The organism is Bacteroides sp. AN502(2024), assembly GCF_041227145.1.
GTDB lineage: Bacteria > Bacteroidota > Bacteroidia > Bacteroidales > Bacteroidaceae > Bacteroides.
In genome coordinates this window covers 137,832-156,908 of the sequence record NZ_JBGFSP010000004.1, presented here as the reverse complement: position 1 = coordinate 156,908, position 19,077 = coordinate 137,832, and the positions used below count along the sequence as shown (strand labels likewise).

The 19,077-nt window shown below is 37.7% G+C and carries 15 protein-coding genes; all 15 read left to right on the top strand.

What is annotated here, in order from left to right:
- Window positions 1-5 precede the first annotated feature (5 nt).
- The 15 genes from AB9N12_RS15475 (at window position 6) to AB9N12_RS15405 (ending at window position 19,051) form a co-directional block, all read left to right on the top strand.
- On the top strand, window positions 6-797 hold the full coding sequence (locus tag AB9N12_RS15475) for a DUF1573 domain-containing protein (protein WP_369893004.1): 792 nt from the start codon (window positions 6-8) through the stop codon (window positions 795-797).
- 261 nt (window positions 798-1,058) lie between these two features.
- Window positions 1,059-1,322: an NVEALA domain-containing protein gene (locus tag AB9N12_RS15470; RefSeq protein ID WP_369893003.1), complete on the top strand. Its 264-nt coding sequence runs from the start codon at window positions 1,059-1,061 to the stop codon at window positions 1,320-1,322.
- Between the two features lie 79 nt (window positions 1,323-1,401).
- The gene (locus tag AB9N12_RS15465) at window positions 1,402-2,394 is read left to right on the top strand and encodes a hypothetical protein (protein ID WP_369893001.1); all 993 of its coding nucleotides are present in this window, start codon (window positions 1,402-1,404) and stop codon (window positions 2,392-2,394) included.
- Complete coding sequence (locus AB9N12_RS15460; RefSeq protein ID WP_369892999.1) at window positions 2,391-3,395, top strand: hypothetical protein; 1,005 nt, start codon at window positions 2,391-2,393, stop codon at window positions 3,393-3,395. Before AB9N12_RS15465 ends, AB9N12_RS15460 begins: the two co-directional genes overlap by 4 nt.
- A gap of 2 nt (window positions 3,396-3,397) precedes the next feature.
- A complete protein-coding gene (locus AB9N12_RS15455) occupies window positions 3,398-4,273 on the top strand; it encodes a DUF1573 domain-containing protein (RefSeq protein ID WP_369892997.1) in 876 nt (291 codons plus the stop codon).
- Between the two features lie 19 nt (window positions 4,274-4,292).
- Window positions 4,293-6,299 (top strand): transglutaminase-like domain-containing protein, encoded by a 2,007-nt coding sequence (locus AB9N12_RS15450; protein ID WP_369892996.1) that lies wholly within the window; start codon window positions 4,293-4,295, stop codon window positions 6,297-6,299.
- Entirely contained in the window at window positions 6,290-8,179 is a 1,890-nt protein-coding gene (locus tag AB9N12_RS15445; RefSeq protein ID WP_369892995.1) for a glutaminase domain-containing protein, read from the top strand. Before AB9N12_RS15450 ends, AB9N12_RS15445 begins: the two co-directional genes overlap by 10 nt.
- Complete coding sequence (gene lepB, locus AB9N12_RS15440; protein WP_369892993.1) at window positions 8,176-9,051, top strand: signal peptidase I; 876 nt, start codon at window positions 8,176-8,178, stop codon at window positions 9,049-9,051. The genes AB9N12_RS15445 and lepB overlap by 4 nt, the downstream gene beginning before the upstream one ends.
- 3 nt (window positions 9,052-9,054) lie before the next feature.
- The gene (locus AB9N12_RS15435) at window positions 9,055-10,749 is read left to right on the top strand and encodes an O-antigen ligase family protein (protein WP_369892992.1); all 1,695 of its coding nucleotides are present in this window, start codon (window positions 9,055-9,057) and stop codon (window positions 10,747-10,749) included.
- A gap of 95 nt (window positions 10,750-10,844) precedes the next feature.
- The gene (locus AB9N12_RS15430; protein WP_369892991.1) at window positions 10,845-11,096 is read left to right on the top strand and encodes an NVEALA domain-containing protein; all 252 of its coding nucleotides are present in this window, start codon (window positions 10,845-10,847) and stop codon (window positions 11,094-11,096) included.
- Between the two features lie 83 nt (window positions 11,097-11,179).
- Complete coding sequence (locus AB9N12_RS15425; protein ID WP_369892990.1) at window positions 11,180-12,253, top strand: 6-bladed beta-propeller; 1,074 nt, start codon at window positions 11,180-11,182, stop codon at window positions 12,251-12,253.
- On the top strand, window positions 12,243-13,133 hold the full coding sequence (locus tag AB9N12_RS15420; RefSeq protein WP_369892989.1) for a DUF1573 domain-containing protein: 891 nt from the start codon (window positions 12,243-12,245) through the stop codon (window positions 13,131-13,133). Before AB9N12_RS15425 ends, AB9N12_RS15420 begins: the two co-directional genes overlap by 11 nt.
- Window positions 13,134-13,279: 146 nt before the next feature.
- The gene (locus AB9N12_RS15415; RefSeq protein ID WP_369892987.1) at window positions 13,280-14,530 is read left to right on the top strand and encodes a 6-bladed beta-propeller; all 1,251 of its coding nucleotides are present in this window, start codon (window positions 13,280-13,282) and stop codon (window positions 14,528-14,530) included.
- Window positions 14,531-14,809: 279 nt separating this feature from the next.
- Window positions 14,810-15,907 carry an efflux RND transporter periplasmic adaptor subunit gene (locus tag AB9N12_RS15410; protein ID WP_369892986.1) on the top strand — a complete coding sequence of 366 codons (1,098 nt, stop codon included), beginning with the start codon at window positions 14,810-14,812 and terminating at the stop codon, window positions 15,905-15,907.
- A gap of 48 nt (window positions 15,908-15,955) precedes the next feature.
- On the top strand, window positions 15,956-19,051 hold the full coding sequence (locus AB9N12_RS15405; protein ID WP_369892985.1) for an efflux RND transporter permease subunit: 3,096 nt from the start codon (window positions 15,956-15,958) through the stop codon (window positions 19,049-19,051).
- Window positions 19,052-19,077 lie beyond the last annotated feature (26 nt).

Below are 19,077 nucleotides of genomic sequence, written 5' to 3'. Positions count from 1 at the left end.
ATCTTGTGAATACAGTAAAAGAATGGGAGGGAAAAGAAATTAAATTTCCAACAGAATCAGTTTTTACACAGTATATGCATGATACTGTAAGATGTGATACAGATTTTGACTTCAAATTGCTGGCTTATGTAGATTCTACTGGATGTACTAGTTGTAAATTGCAACTACATAAATGGAAAAGCTTCTTGCATGAAATGGATTCTGTTTCTAATGGTAAGATAGCTTTTCTTTTCTATGTATGTCCTAATGATAAGAGGGAATTTGAGCATATATTGAAACGTGATAAATTTGATTATCCAATATGTATTGATGAATATGATTCTCTTAATATTATGAATCATTTTTCTTTAGATCCAAGGTTTCAAGTGTTTTTATTAGATAAGAAGAATAGGGTAATTGCAGTTGGAAATCCTATACTTAATTCAAAGATTAAAGATTTATATTTTAATATACTTTTAGGTACAAATAATAATAGGATGAATAAAATACCTATAACACAAATAACAATTTCTGAGCAAATGATAAATATGGGGAGTTTTTCATGGAAAGATAGCCAGGAAAAAGATTTGGTAATAAGAAATGTTGGTGATTCTTCACTAGCAATAAATGACGTGATTACTTCTTGTGGCTGTGTTAAAGTTGAATATTCTAAAGAACCTGTTCAACCAGACATGAACTTAAATTTAAAAATAAGATATCATGCAGAGCATCCTGAACATTTCAGTAAAACGATTAGTGTGTATTGTAATGCAGAAGGCTCTCCGTTCCATTTGAAAATTAGTGGAAATGCAAAATGAATAATTAAGAAAAGGTTTGATGAAGCATTTAGGTAGCTTTGGTAGCGTATGAGAGAATTAACTTGATTAAAGGAGCAGAATGATGAGTTTGTTTATCTTGTCGGATTTGCTCACATATCATCTGCTCCTAAACCCCTAAAAAGAAAGGAGGTTATTTATGCAAACATAAGAATAAAAAATTAATGTAGCAAGAGATTGCTATTCTGTTGAAATGATAGATACAGAAGAGAAAATGAAGTATAACCTAAAAATCATTGAATAATGAAGAAGAAAGTAATGGGCATTATTGCCGGTGTTGCAATTGCTGTTGTTGCGGGATACAATATCTTTATTTCGCCGAATGATGTGAAACTATCTAATTTAGTTATAGTGAATATGGAAGCATTAGCTCAAGGTGAATCTTCTGGAGGAAATTGTGAGCCATCAGATAGTCAAGAATGTTGTGTGTGTAATGGTATTCATTATACTTATCAGGCTTCTGTTAATGGAAGCTGTGAAACAAAAAGTGATTGCTATCATTGGTGATAATTGAGTTGAATTTAAGCTACCTTAAAAGAGAATCGTTTGAATTTATCTACTAAGGTAGCTTTAAATAAAGATTACTATGTATAAAAATATAATTATAGTTACTGTATTCTTTTTAATCAGTTCTTGCACTTTAAAAAGAACAGATATTCAAAGAATTAACTTGCAGTCACAAGTGCTGAATGATGAGATATTCACTATGATGCCTGGAGATTTACTCTTGGTTGACAATTATTTGGTTTGGTCTGATCCATTTGCTCGAGATTATTTTTTGCATGTACATAATTCATTAACTGGTGAAGAATTAGGTGTAATGGGAAAGATAGGAGAAGGGCCTAAAGAATTTGTGACACCTGTAATTAATAGATATTGTGTAAATCATCAAATTTTTGCAGTAGATGCTAATGGAAAGACAATAGGTTACTTATCTATTGATAGTTTGATAAGTGGTAAAGATCCATTTTGTGAGGTAACAGATAAAGAAAATGAGATGAAGATGGAGAAAATGGATCATGATTTGTATATTAAATCTACCGATAATGGTTCAGATGCATATTTTCGAACAATAATAGATGGGAAAGAGTCGTTTTGGGGAGTTTATCCAATACCTGAAATGAAAGAACATATTGGCAGTTATAAATCTTATGATCCGGTGGAAGGATTATTTGTTTTTTCTTCTTTTAATTTTCCGTATTTAGCTTTATATAAGAGAGAAAAAACAACATTTACCTTACAATGGGAACATAAATCAGATGAAGAAAATTATATTATAACGAATGAGAAAATCGTCTTTGATAGAAAAATAAAGGGAGTACGTGATGTATGCATGAGTAAAGACTATATTATAACTTTGGAGCGTGATCGTGAAAAAGATCCTATGGATGAAACTACAGTTCGTCGAGATATAAGTAAATGTCCTCATACAGTGTTTTTGTATGATTATGCAGGACATTTATTAAGAATTGTAGATGTCGGAATGCCTATTATGCGAATAGCAGCCAATAGAAATAGTAATGTATTATATATGATAGGTGGTAATCCTGATTATGTATTAGCTAAATGTGAATTATGAGAATTAGATTGTTGGTCATAGTGATTTGGGGAGGAATTTGTATGGTGACTTGTGTTCCCTCTTCATCTACAGTGTCGCTTACATACAGCAGCAGCTTTCCTAAAGATACTACTGTGACTTTAGAAAAAGTGATAATGTATCCTGCTCAATTAAATCCTCGGTGTATCTTGTTGAGCAATGAGAGAATTTTAGTCCGTACTTCAACTTTAGATAATGCTGTCTATTCTGTATTCTCTTATCCAGAAATGAAACATTTATCATATTTTGGTAAACAATCTGAGTTTATTGTGCCTTTAGAACAATTTAATGATGAACTTTATTTGGTTCATAATGATTCATTATATTTTTATAAATGGATTGAGGGGGATTCATTGGAGTTATCTTCAACTTCTTTCTTTTGTAATATAATGGGACAACAAATGTTAGGGGTTACTAAGCTAAATGATAATTGGTATGCTTATTCTAACAATTGTTTTAATAAAGGAATGAATGAATTCTTTTTGATAAATTTGTCTCAAAAACAAAAAAAACCTAAAGGCATGTATCCTGATACTTATGTAAACTTTAGTTCTATTAGTGATTTTAAATCAGCTTATGCTCATGAAATTCTAGCAAAGCCTGACGGGAGTCGTCTATTAGTGTTTTATTATAGGACACGACGTTGTCGTATTTATAATCAAGATGGTGTATTATTTCGTGATATTTTGTTGAATTATGAACCTTGTCAGACTATTATAGATACTGACATAAAGAAGAGATTTTTACATATAAAAGATGCATGTGTTACTAATAATGCGATTTATTTGTTGTGTCCAGATGCAAAAGAAGTAAACTCACTTTCCAGTTTACTTGTTGCAAATTGGAATGGAGAATTTAAAGCTATATATCATCTAGGACAAACTATATCTTATTTTTTTATTGACGAACTATTGAACTGCTTTTATGGTATAAACTCTAATGATCCCTATCATTTTTATAAGTTTAAATTAAGTAATGATTGACTATGAAATATTTTACATATATAGTTTTTCTTTTTATTTGCATTTTCTCTTGTCAAAACGAAAAGAGTATACAAGCAGAGAAAATATTAAAGGAATGGATAGATAAAGAGATTCTTTTTCCTGAAAGTTTAAAATTTAGTATTCAAGGAAGTGAAAGAGTACCGAATTTCGCTATACATGACAGTGAATATAAGATAGTAGCATATGTAGACTCTATGGGATGTACTAGTTGTAAGTTGCATTTATCTGAATGGAACAATTATATTACTAATATTGATTCTATTTATCCTAATAAAGTTCAGTTCTTATTTTTCTTTTTTCCAAAAAATGGACGTGATATATACTTTACTTTAAGGATGGAAAGATTCATGTATCCAATTTGTATTGATACATTGGATGTTTTAAATAGAATAAATCATTTTCCTTCTGATATGCAATATCAGACTTTTTTATTAGATAAAAATAATAAAGTTGTTGCTATTGGTAATCCAGTGCAGAATCCGCGTATCAAAGAACTTTATCGGACTATTATCTCAGGCAAACAATATTCATCTTTCTTGGATAATCAACCATTGACTACTGTTTCGCTCTCTTCGTCTCAAATCGAAATGGGGAGTTTTTCTTGGGAGAAAGAGCAAGAGGTCGAATTCGAAATCTGCAATACCGGAAAAACTCCATTAGTAATAAATGATGTGATTACTTCTTGTGGTTGTACTACAGTTGAATATTCCAAAGAGCCTGTTCAACCAGACATGAACTTAAATTTAAAAATAAGATATCATGCAGAGCATCCTGAACATTTCAGTAAAACGATTAGTGTGTATTGTAATGCAGAAGGCTCTCCGTTCCATTTGAAAATTAGTGGAAATGCAAAATGAATAATTAAGAAAAGATTTGATGAGGCATTTAGGATATATCCAACTTATAGTTTGGGTGCTACTTATCTGGCTGGGATGGCGAATAGTGGATAGGATAACATTCAGAGAAGAAATGATAACTCCTCTTGAAGCTGCATTGCAATTTGCTAAAAACAATAGGAAAGAGTTACAAAAGGTACTTCGTCATTATCAAAAGAATCCTGCCGATAGTTTAAAATATAAGGCTGCCTGTTTTCTGATAGAAAATATGCCTTTTTATACCTATGCTTATGGTGAACAGTTGGAGAATTATAAGTCTTATTATGTTTGGCTAAAAGTTCGTAAACGTAAAACGGCGCAACAAGTAGCTGATTCGATTAAGAAAATATATGGTCCTATGAAAGAGATCAGTAAGAAACGGGATATTCTGGAAATAGATTCTGCCTACCTATGCCATAACATCGACTGGGCATTTAAAGTTTGGCAGGAACAACCTTGGGGAAAGAATATTTCATTTGAAACATTTTGTGAATACTTATTGCCTTACCGGATAGGTGATGAACCATTGACTTATTGGCGGGAAATGTATTATGAAAAATATAATTCGTTATTGGATTCATTACGATTGTCTACCACCTTAGATAAAGAAGATCCATTAGTGGCAGCCAGATACCTGATGAAAAAATTACCGGATAAAAATACTTATTATACTTCTATCGTTCCTTTCTCCTTCGGGCATATAGGACCGGAATTTGTGCAATATCAGACTGGCAGTTGCAGGGAATTAACGGATTTTGCAATCTACTTATTCCGTGCTCTAGGCATTCCTTGTGCAATAGATTACCTGCCTGCACGTGGTAATGCTAATGCTGCTCACTTTTGGGTAATAGTTTGGGATAAAAATGGGGAAGGATATATATCTGACTTTATGAGGAATTTAATACGTGTTCGTAAATGTTCCTTGTATCAACGTGAGGGAGCTGCCAAGATATACAGAAACACTTTTAGTGTGAATAGGGAGTTACACAAGCAGATGGCACAATATGGAGAAGAAGTGTGTCCATTTTGGCATATTCCTAAGTTTAAGGATGTAACTTTTGATTATGCATATTTGTATCGAAAGAATCTGAATATTCCTTTGGAAAAACAGTATAAGGAGAAAAGGAGTGGTAAGATTGCTTATTTATGTGCCACTAATGGAGATCGTTGGATTCCAATTGATTGGACAGTATATGATGCCGGTCATTTGTCTTTTCGATATGTTCGTAAAGGGACAGTTTTGAGAGTAGCTACTTATGAGAATGGAACATTGTTTTTTTTGACTGATCCTTTTTATATGGATAGAGAAACTAACGAACTTCATTATTATCCTGCCGGGAAAGAGAAGCAGGATGTGGTATTATATGCAAAATATAATATCGAAAGAGAAAATAGGTACAGAGACCGGATGATAGGAGGGGTTTTTACCGGGAGCAATAGTCCGGATTTCTCGGATGAAGATACGTTATTTATTATTCAAAGTAAGCCTGATCGTTTGAATACGACTGTAAAGAGTTGGTCTGATAAAGAGTATCGTTATCTTAGATATTGGGGGCCGGCTAAGAGCTTCTGTAATATTGCGGAAGTTGCTTTTTATGAGACGAGTGATACCATAGCTTTATCAGGGAAAATGATAGGGACTCCCGGATGCTATCAACATGACGGAACACATGAATATACTAATGTATTTGACGGGAAAGCATGGACTTCCTTCGATTATTTTAAGCCTACCGGTGGGTGGGCGGGGCTTGACTTAGGTAGAAAAGCCCGTGTAGACCGCATTGTTTATACTCCGCGCAATATGGATAATTATGTTCGCCCTGATGATGTGTATGAGTTATTCTATTGTGACAGGGATTGGAAGTCTGCCGGAAAAATAAAAGCGGCAGCCGATTCACTGGTATTTCGGGATATTCCCGTAAATACGCTGTTGCTTCTGAAAAATCATACGCGTGGACAGGAAGAGAGAATCTTTATTTATGAAAACGGAACTCAATTATGGAAATAAAAACTCATATCGGGCTTATCATGGCATGGAGAATAATTATAATCTCGGGGATTATTTCTCTGGTATATGCTTGTTCTTATTCGGAGAAGAAGATTTCGCATCTTTCCGGTGTTGTTCCTTCTGAACATACGTTATTGGCGATTACTCCTGATGTTAGTATCAAAGTTATAGGTGATTCGTTGAATAAAAGTTATCCGCAGTTGAGAACCGGAAAAGCATTTCCGATCACAGGTATTTTGTGTGTAGACAGCAAAGCTTATCGTTTTATGGGAGGCGATTCTTTGCGTATCTCTCCTTTAGCTCCTCTTTCGGAGGATACTATCGGATGGACGGGGAAATATTCGTTTTTATATCCGGGAAAAGGATGGGAACAGGGGAAATATAATGATTCTTTGTGGAGTGGAGGTAACGGTGCTTTTGGTTCGGCAAAGGGATATTATTATCCGGTTCATACCCTGTGGGGAGTGGAAAATATTTATGTCCGCAGGCATGTTAATGTAGATAATAAAGATGTTTTGAAGGATCATAAAGTGTATGTCCGCTATGTATGTGACGACCGGATAAAGCTTTTCTGTAATGGAGAATATTTGTTAGGGGAAGAAACAGTTCTTTCTCGAACGGGATGCTATCGTTTAACGGATGGAACAGTAGCTCAAATTGTCAATGGAGATAATGTCCTGGCTGCATATTGTCGGAATACGGGAGGTCCTGCTTTGTTGGATTTCGGCTTGTATATAGAAAATAAAACTTATGCTGATGCAGAACCGGCAACTCTGAAAAAGATGAATGTACAAGCTACGCAGACTCAATTTATTTTCCAATGTGGAGAGGTGGAGCTTCAGATAGACTTTGTCTCACCTTCCTTGTCGGAAAAATGGGATATGACAGGATGGCCTGTCGGTTTTATTTCCTATCAGGTCTGTACGGAAAGTGGAAAACATACGGTGGAAATTTTGTTCGATGTGGATACGGAATGGATGTTTGGCAAGAGGAAGATTGATAGTTGGGCTGAACAGGATTGGCGTTTTGTGAAGTCAGACAGTTTGTATTTGGCTATGACAGCAGATGAAACAACCTTTTCATGTATGGATGGTCATGCCGTTTTGTCTCAAAAGCTGTACGTGGGAAATGGAGAGGATAGGAATAGTGGGGTATTACTTGTCGGATATGAAGAAGGACAGGTGCTGCAATATGATGGCGAGGTTCTGTCTCCTCTTTGGAATAGTGGTGGGACAAGGGAGGTAAAAGAATTAATGAAATCCGTAGGAAATAGATATAAGGAACTTAAAGCGGAATGTGCTCTTTTAGATAGCCGATGGAACTCCAAAGCATTTCAAGCAGGGAATAAAGCCTTTGCCGAACGAATGCTTCCTGCTTACCGTAATTTTGTATCCTCTCATCGATTTATGTCATTTTCTGGTAATAAGCTTTTTTGTTTGGGCGATACTTTGGGTAATGTTAGGGAAGCTTATAAGAGTTTTCCGGTATTGTTATCCTTTCATCGTACCGACTGGATGAGAGGTTTGTTGGATCCCATATTCGAGTACTGTGAAGATATTCATTGGAGCAAAAAATACCCGCCATATGATATAGGTTTGTATCCTGTTGCCAGTAAACAGGTGAAATTGGAAGACTGTGCCGTAGAAGCGGCTGCCAATATGCTGATGATGACAACTGCTGTTGTAGAGGCGGAACAGGATTTCAGTTACGCTGATATACATTGGGGGCAGTTATGCTTGTGGGCGAGTTATTTGGAGGAAAGAATGAAGAATATGATTTTTCCATCTGTAGGATTATTGGAGCATGATGACGAACGTGTGAAATGTGTGTTAGGGTTAATGGCTTATCGTAAATTGATTCAATTAAAGGGAAGCTTATGAGCAAAGTGAAGAGAATTTGGACAATATTGGAGAATTTGGCGTTCTTCATCTTCTGCATGGTAGTCATTTTGTTCTTGATTCAACTGTTCTGTTTTACTTCGTTCAGGATACCTTCGGACTCTATGGAACCGGCATTAAAGGATGGCGACCGGATATTGGTCAATAAAATGATAAAAGGGGCTCGTTTGTTCGATGTGTTTGCAGCTTTGGATAATAAGGACATCACTATCCATAGGATGCCCGGATGGGGAAGTTTCAAGAGAAACGATATACTGGTTTTCAATTTTCCTTATCAGATGAACCGTTGGGATAGTATTCGGATGGATGTGATGCAGTATTATGTAAAGCGTTGTATTGCATTGCCGGGAGATACATTGGAGATTCGGAAAGGATTTTATAAAGTACGCGGTTGTGATGAACGGTTGGGGAACTACAATGCCCAGCAATATCTGGCGAACTTGGAACATCCGGAACAGTATGGTGTTGTAGTAGGTACATTTCCGTATGACAAACAAATGGGATGGACCATCCGTGAGTTCGGACCTTTGACGATTCCTAAGAAAGGGCAGACAGTAAAGATGAATCGTACGAATTGTCTTTTGTACAAGCAGTTGATCGGTTGGGAACAAAAGAAGAAACTACGTATAAAAGACGGGCAAATAGTATTGGGAGACAGCGTGATTACCCAATATCGCTTTAAAAAGAACTATTATTTTGTGTCCGGTGATAATATGGCAAATTCACAGGATTCAAGATACTGGGGGATGCTACCCGAAGAATACATTGTAGGTAAGGCTACCCGTATTTGGTATTCGGAAGATAAATTTACGGAGAAGCCTCGTTGGAACAGGATGATGAAGAAAATTAAATAAAGAATGAAGCTAAGGTTGGAATTGATACGAATGACAAAAAAGGATATGGCAGATGTGCTCACTCTGACAGGAGTTACTGCCGTTCTGAGCGTAGTGGCCTTTGCCACTCCGAATGATATTCCTGTCGGCGAAATAGCCTATCAAAAACTATGGTTGGGACGTATGACCTTTGTTTTTGTCGTTTGCTGTGTGTGTGCTTTTTGTCTGAATAGAAAACAATGTCTCTCTTTTCCACCCATCGTGACATGGATTTTGATTGTATTGGGAGGTATTGAAGCCATTTGGGGATTGAGACAGATATACGGTCTGGCTGTTTCGAATCACTCCTTATATGCGCTCACGGGGTCCTTCTATAATCCGGGACCTTATTCGGGATATTTGGCGACGATATTCCCGCTTTGCATGTATGAATGGCTAAACTTGAAAGAAAAAACGGAACGTACATGGGTAGAACAGGGAAAGTATTACATGTCATTGGGAGTGATGTTGTTGATTCTTTGTGTGTTGCCTGCGGGTATGAGTCGTTCGGCTTGGATTGCTGCCACAATATCAGGTACATGGGTATATGGGATGCACGCTTCATGGGGAAGTAGATTAAAGGAGATTGGAAAGAGATATAGGAGAAAGGTGATACTGGCTTGTATTGCAGGCTGTGTTACAACCGTTGTGATTGGTTACGCCCTTTTCCAACTGAAAGCAACTTCCGCTAATGGGCGTTTGTTCATGTGGAAAATCAGTAGTATGGTTATTGCCGAAAGTCCGGTTATAGGACATGGAACAGGGAGTTTTGTTTCGGCCTATGGCAGGACTCAGGAAGATTATTTCGCCAATGGAGAATATTCGGAGACGGAAGAGTTGGTGGCAGGAAGTCCGGAATATGCTTTTAATGAATACCTGCAAGTGGCAGTAGAATACGGGATTCCTTTTTTATTAGTTGTCTCTTTGGTTATTGGATTTTGTATTTGGAAGGGGAGTGGTGAAGGAAGGATAGGCCTTTGTGGGAGTGTAATTTCAGTTTTGGTATTTGCCTTTTCTTCTTATCCGATGCAGATTCCCGGCTTTGCCGTGACATTCTATTTTTTGTTGGCAGCTTGTATTATTGGGCGTTCAAAGATTATATTATTACTTTTTATTTCAATGATGGTGTTATTGGGAACATATTATTGGAAAAACAACCAATATGATGCGTGTAAGGAGTGGTATCGTGGCAAGATGCTTTATAATATAGGGGATTACCGATCTGCTAAAAAAGATTACGAGAGATTACATCCCCAATTAGCGAATCGTGGAGCATTTATGTTTGAATACGGATATTCTCTTCATAAATTAAAAGAGTATGACAACTCGACAAGGATATTGGAGGAAGCAATGGCACATAGTAGTGATCCTATGATTCTGAATATCATTGGCAAGAATTATCAAGCATCGGGAGCGTATGAGAAAGCGGAAGAATACCTGATTCGATCTACGCACCGGCTTCCGGGGCGTATCTATCCGTATTATTTGTTGGCGAAACTTTATGCCGAACCAGAGTGTCGGCAACTGGAGAAGTTGAAGCGTGCGGCAGAGATTGTGTTGACAAAAGAACCGAAAGTTCAATCGACAGCGATAAAGGAAATGAGAAAGGAAATGGAAAAATTAATAGTCGACTATAATAAACTGAATTCTAATTTGAAAAAGGAGGTTGAGGCAAAATAGTTAATAAGAGATTAGTGCAAATTTGTTTTGCTATCTGTTGAAATGATAAATACAGAGAATGTATTATATTGAAAAACAAATATAAAAATTATACAATGAAAAATAAGATTCGATTTATGTTGGTAATCACCATTGTCATGGTAGTGGCTGGATATAATGTGTATAAATCCCAAGGGGTTTCTGTTGCGGAACTTATATTGGCTAATTATGAAGCAATAGCTGGTGGAGAATCTGGAACGGGAAATTATACTCGATATACATTCCAATGTCCTCCTCCAATTCAATATAAGACCGCAGTGTCTTGTATGAGTGGTGGCAGGGAAGAATGCTATCCTAGCGATTGTTGAAAAATGTTAATTATTTGATGGGGACCAAGTTGTCCATTATAAATTATATTGGTCAACTTGGCTCCTTTTTAAAGTATGAAAAGATGAAAAAATATGTATTGATAGCCTTTATTGGTATAAGCTTACTCTCTTGTGGACATCGTGTTAAAACCGAGAAAAATATAAAAGTAATAAAAACAGTACAGGCGCATGAGGCGGATTGGAGCAAAATGACGCATATTGATAGCATGATACCTTTGGAAATGACCGAATCCTCTTTGCTTTCTATTGCTCAGAAATGTTTAGTAAGTAAAGAACGTATATTATTTTGCGACAGTAAGCTAAAACAGGTACTGGCATTTAATCGTCAAGGGCGTTTCTTGTTTTCCGTTGGAAATAAAGGGGGAGCGGCTAATGAATATGTGGAATTGCGTGATGTTATTTTTTCCAAAGATGAATCTCAGATAGAAATATTGGATCCTACAGGAATTTTAATTTATAGTGCTTTGGACGGACATTTTCTAGAGAAAAAGAAAGTTCCAAATTTTAATTTGAACGATTGTTTTCGCTTTACTTCCATAAAAGATAGCGTTTATCTTTTTTTCAAGAGCAAGGATGAGTATTCTATTTATGAGTGGAATGCTGGACAATTGAGAGGATTGAGAAAACGTAAGAATGAACAATTAGTTTGCAATCATTTTTATGTGTATGGAGACAATAATTTAATATTTCCAGATTATGGTCATTTTGTGCTGGATGAATATAATGATGGTAAGTTGATTCCTAAATATTATATAGATTTTGGAAAAGATTTTTCATTGCCGGAAGATATGTTACCTCAAACATTTGATGAATTTAACAAGATAGATAATATGAACGAATATTTCAAATCAATAACTGAGGTAGTGGAAAGTGAGGATGTTTTATATATCAGAGCTGTTGGTCCTTCACGAAAATATTATGATATTTATTGGGACAAACTTAAAAATAAAATTTTTGCAGGTTGGGCTGATATGGGTATGGGGCTGGTACTGATACAAGGTGATGGAAGTCATTTTTATGGTTTGCTGTATCCTGACTATGTTTCAGAGCAATCAGTCTTTTATCCTTTAGTCGAGAAATATCTGCATAAAGACAGTAATCCGTTGTTTGTAAAGTTTAGAATAGATGAAAAATAGATATCTGTTATTGATGGTATTTCTCTTGTTCTTATTTCTGGGAGCTTGTGATAGGAAAAAATATGATAAGGATACTATAGCATTGTTGGAGGAGTGGACAGATAAGACTATTATCATTCCGGATTCTATTTATTTTTATCAGTATAAAACAGATGTTGATTTCAATTACGATTATCAAAAGGCTGAATATAAAATTCTGAATTTTGTGGATTCCTTGGGATGTGCAAGTTGTGATTTACGATTGAAAGAATGGAACATTTTTATAAAAGAGATGATAAACCCAAAAGTGGATATTGTCCCCCTATTTGTTTTTAGTCCTCAAAATGTAGATAGAATGAAAGAAATCATTCCATTAGTAAAGAGGAGTGCGTTGTTTTTTCCTATTATAGTAGATTCACTGAACATGTTTGACGCAGTGAACAAGTTTCCGAAAGATAATCGCTTCCATACATTTCTGTTAGACGAAAATAATAAAGTATTAGCAATAGGCAATCCTGTTCATAATAGTCAAGTAAGAGAATTATATCAGCAACTGATTATGGGGACAAGTTTGAATACAGTGAAAGAACAACTTCAAACAGAAATTGATTGGAAACAGACTCTAATGAATATTGGGAGTTTTGCTTGGAAAGAAAGTCAACAGGGAAATTTTGTATTAACAAATGTGGGTAATAATCCGTTGGTAATAAGTAATGTTGTGACTTCTTGCAATTGTACGAAAGTGGACTATTCACATTCGCCTATTTTTAGTAACGAAAGTGATACTTTGACAGTAATATATAATGCCGAACATCCTGGATACTTTGAAAAAACAATAACAATATATTGCAACGCCGAAGGATCTCCATTTAAATTGAAAATAAAGGGGGAAGCCCGATAATAAGGTTGTAGAATGTTTTAGCAATTAGCTTGGGTGATATAACGTAGCATATTCTTGTTTTCAAATTTTGTTTAATAGGGGTATGCTACATTATATTTTCTATGGCTCCTATTGATATAAACTTTAATTAAAAGAAAGGAAGTACTATGTTTGTTTTAAGAATTAAGCCCTATTATTGGATAATCGGTATTTTATTGGGCTTTATCTTTTCATGTTCAGGAAAAACACGATTGACCCATCATGCAAAATCATTAGTTATTGATTGGGATGCTGTCAATATTAAAGATTCTTTTCTATATTCGACTGTATTTGATTCAGTTCAAGTAATTATGTTGAATAATGATAGTGTGTTACTTGGAGGTATTGATAGAATGCAATCTTATGAAGATGAGATGTTTGTTTTAGACTCACAGAAAGCTAAAGGGCTTTTTGTCTTTGGCAAGGATGGACGCTTTATAAGAAGAATTGGTAATATTGGGGATGCTCCTGGAGAATATAGAGACTGTAGTGACTTTACGATAAACGAGCATTCTGAAGAAGCATATATATATGATAGTCATAAGAAAAGTATTTATGTATATTCAGTAAAAAGCGGTATATATAAAAGATGCATTAAAATAAAGGAAGGCAATCAGATACAAAGAATTTATTGTGTAAATAATCGATTATATGCAGTAAATACCTATTTTTATCCATTGCATGATAAAGACAAGTATCATATATTGAAGCAGCTTAATATTGATAACGGTGCGGTAATGGCTCAATGGATGGATGCGGAAGAGTATAATAAAGGTTGGAAAGATGAATTCTTACATACTAATTTGTTTTATCCTATATCAGGGGATAGAGTTTTGTTTTCTTTCGGACTTTCAGATTCTGTAATGTGCCTTTCTCAAGGGAAACTATATCCTTTTCTTGGTTTTTATGGCAAGAACACAGTGAAGAATGCAGATATTAAAGAACAGGAAAAGGATGCCTATGTAAATCCTCAAATGAGGGCTGATATGAAGATTGATATACATATGAGACTAGGAAAACAAAATAAAATAATTGCTATTGCAGATATATTTGAAAAAGATGATATTTTGTACTTGGACTGCTATTCGTGGCAGAAGAAAAAGTTGCAGTGTAATTTAAAAACTCATGAGGCTTATTTGTTTACTAACACTGTGGATGATATTCTGTATTCTATTTGTCCGAAGAACCATACGTTACCATCTTTTTTATCATCAGGAGAAAATGGAGTATATTATATGGTAGCAACTGATTTTTTACCGGAATTGAAATATTTTGCTTCAGAGAATAATACAATATCTCAAAAAGTGAAAAATCGAAAAGTATTGAAAGAAATAAACGAAGAATCAAATCCTGTAATATTATATTATGAATATAAATAAAAAAAGTTTCTTCTTGTCCTTTTATTTTGGCTTTCATTATATTTAACTTCAATAATGTTAATATCTTGTTTTAATGATAAATTATTACTGAAAAAGAGAATAGGAGTGGTGTTTTATGTTACTTTTGTAGCTAAGTATTTCATGGGTTGGGGGGCTCTTATGGCGGCATTGTCCTTTTTGTAGATGATGTGCTGGATATTGAGCATGATACGGATGATTTGATTATAGACTTTGTTAATCCTAAATAGATGTGTAATTGATAGCAATATAGATATTATTATGAAAGAATACAATTGTATATGGTTACTGTTATGTTGTTTGGCCTGCGGAGGAACAACCTCCTGCTTTAACAAGAAAAGCAATACGGAAAAGGAAGAGCAAGGAGTTTCCACCGTTCTTCCTGATGCAAAAAATGAGGTAACCGTCCAAGTCATGAAACGGCAGAGTTTTAATCATGAGTTGGTAAGCAACGGTAAGGTGAATGCTCGCAATAAAGCCGATTTGCGTTTTGAAACCAGTGAAGTCATCGCTCATATCTATGTGAAGAATGGCGACCGAGTACATAAAGGGCAGAAACTGGCGGAGTTGGACAGATTCCGTTTGGAGCAGAAGCTGTCCCAGTCGGAGGATGCTTTGTTGAGAGCCGAACTGGAGATGAAAGACGTACTGATAGGGCAGGGATATTCTGTTGATGATTTCAGTAACGTTCCGGCGGATATAATGAAGATTGCCAAAGTGAAAAGCGGGTATGACCAGTCGAAATCCCAGTACGAACTGGCAAAAAGGGAGACGGAGCATGCTACGCTGGTCGCTCCTTTTGACGGGGTGGTGGCCAATCTTTTTTCAAAGCCTTATAACCCGGCCAATACCTCGGAAGTGTTCTGTACTATTCTTGATACCAGAGGTATGGAGGCCGAATTTACCGTATTGGAGAATGAGCTTGCTTTTATAAAGAAAGGTGATAAGGTAATGGTGCTTCCCTATGCCGGAGGGGATTCGTTTGAAGGCAGCGTATCTGAAATCAATCCGTTGGTGGATACGAACGGGATGGTAAAGGTGAAAGCTGACGTGAACGGTGAAGGCAGGCTGTTCAGTGGTATGAACGTAAGGGTTAGTGTCAGAAGAAGCCTGAGTGAACAGTTGGTGATTCCCAAGACGGCTGTGGTGTTACGCTCCGGCAAGCAGGTGGTTTTTACATTGAAAGAGGGCAAGGCCATGTGGAACTATGTGCATACGGGACTGGAGAATGCTACGGAATATATCGTTTCTGATAAATCTCAGAAAGGCATTGAAAATGGCCTGCTGGAAGGAGATACGGTCATTGTGACCGGAAATCTGAATCTGGCGCATGAAGCGGAAGTAACGGTTAGTGATTAACTGGTCAGTGATGAGTGATTAGTGGAGTTAATTGATAGATAGAAAAGCATGATAAAATTTTTAATCCAGCGTCCTATCGCCGTGTTGATGGCGTTCATCGCTTGTTTCATTATCGGGCTGGTGACCTATTCTACCCTGCCCATATCGCTGCTTCCGGATATCGCCATTCCGGAAATCACCGTACAGGTTTCTGCAGCCAATACATCCGCCCGTGAACTGGAAAATACGATTGTGAAACCTTTGCGCAGCCAACTGATTCAGGTTTCGACATTGAAGGACATTCATAGTGAATCGAGGGACGGGGCAGGTATCATCCGTCTGTCTTTTGAGTTCGGCACCAATACGGATCTCGCCTTTATCGAGGTCAATGAGAAAATAGACGCCGCGATGAACTATCTTCCCAAAGAGACGGAACGTCCGAAAGTCGTCAAGGCGAGCGCAACGGATATTCCCGTGTTTTACCTGAACCTGACTTTGAAGAATGACAGTACATACAGTACCACGGGACAACAGTCTTTCCTTGACTTGTGCGAGTTTGCCGAATCGGTTATCAAGCGCAGGATAGAGCAGCTCGAGGAAGTGGCTATGGTGGATGTGACCGGGCTGGTGGAACGTCAGGTGCAGATTGTGCCCGATGAGGACAGGCTGGCTATGATGGGACTTTCCATCGAGGATATTGAATCGGCTTTGGCTGCCAATAACGTGGAACCGGGCAGCATGACGGTACGTGACGGATACTATGAATATAATATCAAATTCTCGACATTGCTGCGCACGGCGGAGGATGTGGAGAATATCTATCTGCGTAAGGGGGACCGTATCGTACAGTTAAAGGATTTCTGTCAGGTCAATATCGTACCTGTGAAGGAAAAGGGCGTGTCCTTATCGAACGGCAAGCGTGCGGTGACGCTGGCAGTCATCAAGCAGGCGGACGAGAATATGGACAAGATGAAGCAGTCTCTGGTAAATACTATGAATTACTTCCAGCGGGTATATCCGGACATTGATTTCAGTATCAGCCGTAACCAGACGGAACTGCTCGACTACACGATTTCCAATCTGCAGCAGAATCTTTCTTTAGGCTTTCTGTTTATCTGTCTGGTAGCAGTCCTGTTTCTGGGTGATGTGAAATCCCCGCTGGTCATCGGGCTCAGCATGGTGGTCTCCATCGTCATCAGTTTCGTATTCTTCTACCTTTGCCATATATCACTGAACATCATCTCCCTTGCAGGGTTGATTCTGGCTTTGGGAATGATGATTGACAGTTCGATTATCGTGACTGAAAACATCTCGCAATACCGGGAACGGGGATATTCTTTGCGTCGTGCCTGTATCACGGGAACGAGTGAGGTGGTGACTCCCATGTTGAGTTCCTCCTTGACTACTATTGCCGTATTCGCTCCGTTGATTTTTATGAGCGGCATTGCAGGAGCTATCTTTTATGATCAGGCTTTCTCTGTCACGGTAGGGTTGATGGTCTCTTATTTTACGGGAATCATGCTTCTTCCGGTGCTTTATTTGCTGGTTTATCGGGCAGGTATTCATACCCGGAAAAGGAAATGGCTTTCCTTTAAATTCAACAATCTGATAAAAGACCATACGCTGGACCGTTTCTATGATGCCGGAGTCGACTGGGTATTCTCCCATAAAACGTTCAGCATACTATTCTGTATCGTTTCCATTCCGCTCTGTGTATTTCTCTTTTTCTTTATAGATAAGCAACGGATGCCTGACATAGAAGAGAATGAATTGATTGTCCGCATCGATTGGAATGAGAATATTCACGTGGATGAAAATAGGAGGCGTGTGAATGAACTTTTTAAGGAACTGGACGGTCAGTCTTTGGAACAGACGGCTTCTGTCGGCAGGCAGGACTTTATCCTGAATCGGGAGAGGGAACTTTCATCTTCCGAAGCGGAACTTTATTTCCGGACGGAGGCTTCCACAGGAATTGCCTCTTTGGAACAGGAGATATACCGGAGGCTGAAAGAACGCTATCCGCTTTCCGTCATTTCTTTCTCTCCTCCTGAAACGGTGTTTGAGAAGCTTTTTGTAACGGGCGATCCGGATATCGTAGCCGAATTTTATGCCCGCAACAGGGCACAGGCACCGGATGCGGAAATGGTTCGCAAAGTGGAACGGGAACTGGCGGAAGAAACCGGAATCAACCCTACTGGCATCGCCTTTGAGAACCAGTTGAACCTGAGCATCAGCAAGGAAAAACTGCTGCTCTACCGTGTTTCTTATAACGAACTGTACCGTATACTGAAAACCGCTTTCCGTGAAAACAGCGTGACCATGCTGCACTCCTACCAGCAGTATCTTCCGATTAATATTTCGGGGAATGAGAAGACGGTGAACAGGGTATTGCAGGAGACACTAATACAGACACAGCCGGATGGCAAAGGGAATGTGGAATATATTCCTCTTTGGGAGCTGGTGAGGGTGACTCCTGCCGAGGACTTGAAAAGTATCACTTCCGGGCGTAACGGGGAGTTTGTACCTTTCGACTTTTACGGGGTGCGGGATGCGGGCAGGCTGATAAAGGATGTGAAGCGGGTAGCGGAGGAAACGGGAGAGTGGGACACGGGCTTTTCCGGCAGCTTCTTCTCAAATCGGGAAATGCTGGATGAACTGGTAGTGATACTTATGATTTCACTGTTGCTGATGTATTTTATTCTTGCGGCACAGTTCGAGAGCTTTCTACAGCCTTTGCTTGTTCTGGCGGAGATTCCGATAGATGTGGCATTCGCGTTGTTGCTGCTTTGGCTTTGCGGGCATACACTGAATCTGATGTCTGCTATCGGAATGATCGTCACCTGTGGTATTGTAATCAATGACTCTATTCTGAAGCTGGATGCCATCAATGAACTGCGTAAGGCGGGTGTTTCCTTGTTGGAAGCCATCCATGAAGCCGGACGCAGACGTCTGCGTCCCATTATCATGACTTCGCTGACTACCATCTTTGCGATGGTGCCTTTGTTGTTTTCCTCGGATATGGGGTCGGAACTGCAAAAGCCGTTGTCCATTGCCATGATAGGGACGATGTTGGTTGGTACGGCAGTGAGTCTGTTTATCATACCGTTGCTTTATTGGTTTATTTACAGGAATAAGAAGGTTCAAACGCAGATTAACGCGGATTGACGCAAATTATTTTCAAAATAAAAAAA

What these genes read in the sequence shown, in the direction of transcription:
- AB9N12_RS15470 (WP_369893003.1), top strand. Translation starts at nt 1,059, where the DNA reads ATGAAGAAGAAAGTAATGGGCATTATTGCCGGTGTTGCAATTGCTGTT.
- AB9N12_RS15465 (WP_369893001.1), top strand. Translation starts at nt 1,402, where the DNA reads ATGTATAAAAATATAATTATAGTTACTGTATTCTTTTTAATCAGTTCT.
- AB9N12_RS15460 (WP_369892999.1), top strand. Translation starts at nt 2,391, where the DNA reads ATGAGAATTAGATTGTTGGTCATAGTGATTTGGGGAGGAATTTGTATG.
- AB9N12_RS15455 (WP_369892997.1), top strand. Translation starts at nt 3,398, where the DNA reads ATGAAATATTTTACATATATAGTTTTTCTTTTTATTTGCATTTTCTCT.
- AB9N12_RS15450 (WP_369892996.1), top strand. Translation starts at nt 4,293, where the DNA reads ATGAGGCATTTAGGATATATCCAACTTATAGTTTGGGTGCTACTTATC.
- AB9N12_RS15445 (WP_369892995.1), top strand. Translation starts at nt 6,290, where the DNA reads ATGGAAATAAAAACTCATATCGGGCTTATCATGGCATGGAGAATAATT.
- lepB (WP_369892993.1), top strand. Translation starts at nt 8,176, where the DNA reads ATGAGCAAAGTGAAGAGAATTTGGACAATATTGGAGAATTTGGCGTTC.
- AB9N12_RS15435 (WP_369892992.1), top strand. Translation starts at nt 9,055, where the DNA reads ATGAAGCTAAGGTTGGAATTGATACGAATGACAAAAAAGGATATGGCA.
- AB9N12_RS15430 (WP_369892991.1), top strand. Translation starts at nt 10,845, where the DNA reads ATGAAAAATAAGATTCGATTTATGTTGGTAATCACCATTGTCATGGTA.
- AB9N12_RS15425 (WP_369892990.1), top strand. Translation starts at nt 11,180, where the DNA reads ATGAAAAAATATGTATTGATAGCCTTTATTGGTATAAGCTTACTCTCT.
- AB9N12_RS15420 (WP_369892989.1), top strand. Translation starts at nt 12,243, where the DNA reads ATGAAAAATAGATATCTGTTATTGATGGTATTTCTCTTGTTCTTATTT.
- AB9N12_RS15415 (WP_369892987.1), top strand. Translation starts at nt 13,280, where the DNA reads ATGTTTGTTTTAAGAATTAAGCCCTATTATTGGATAATCGGTATTTTA.
- AB9N12_RS15410 (WP_369892986.1), top strand. Translation starts at nt 14,810, where the DNA reads ATGAAAGAATACAATTGTATATGGTTACTGTTATGTTGTTTGGCCTGC.
- AB9N12_RS15405 (WP_369892985.1), top strand. Translation starts at nt 15,956, where the DNA reads ATGATAAAATTTTTAATCCAGCGTCCTATCGCCGTGTTGATGGCGTTC.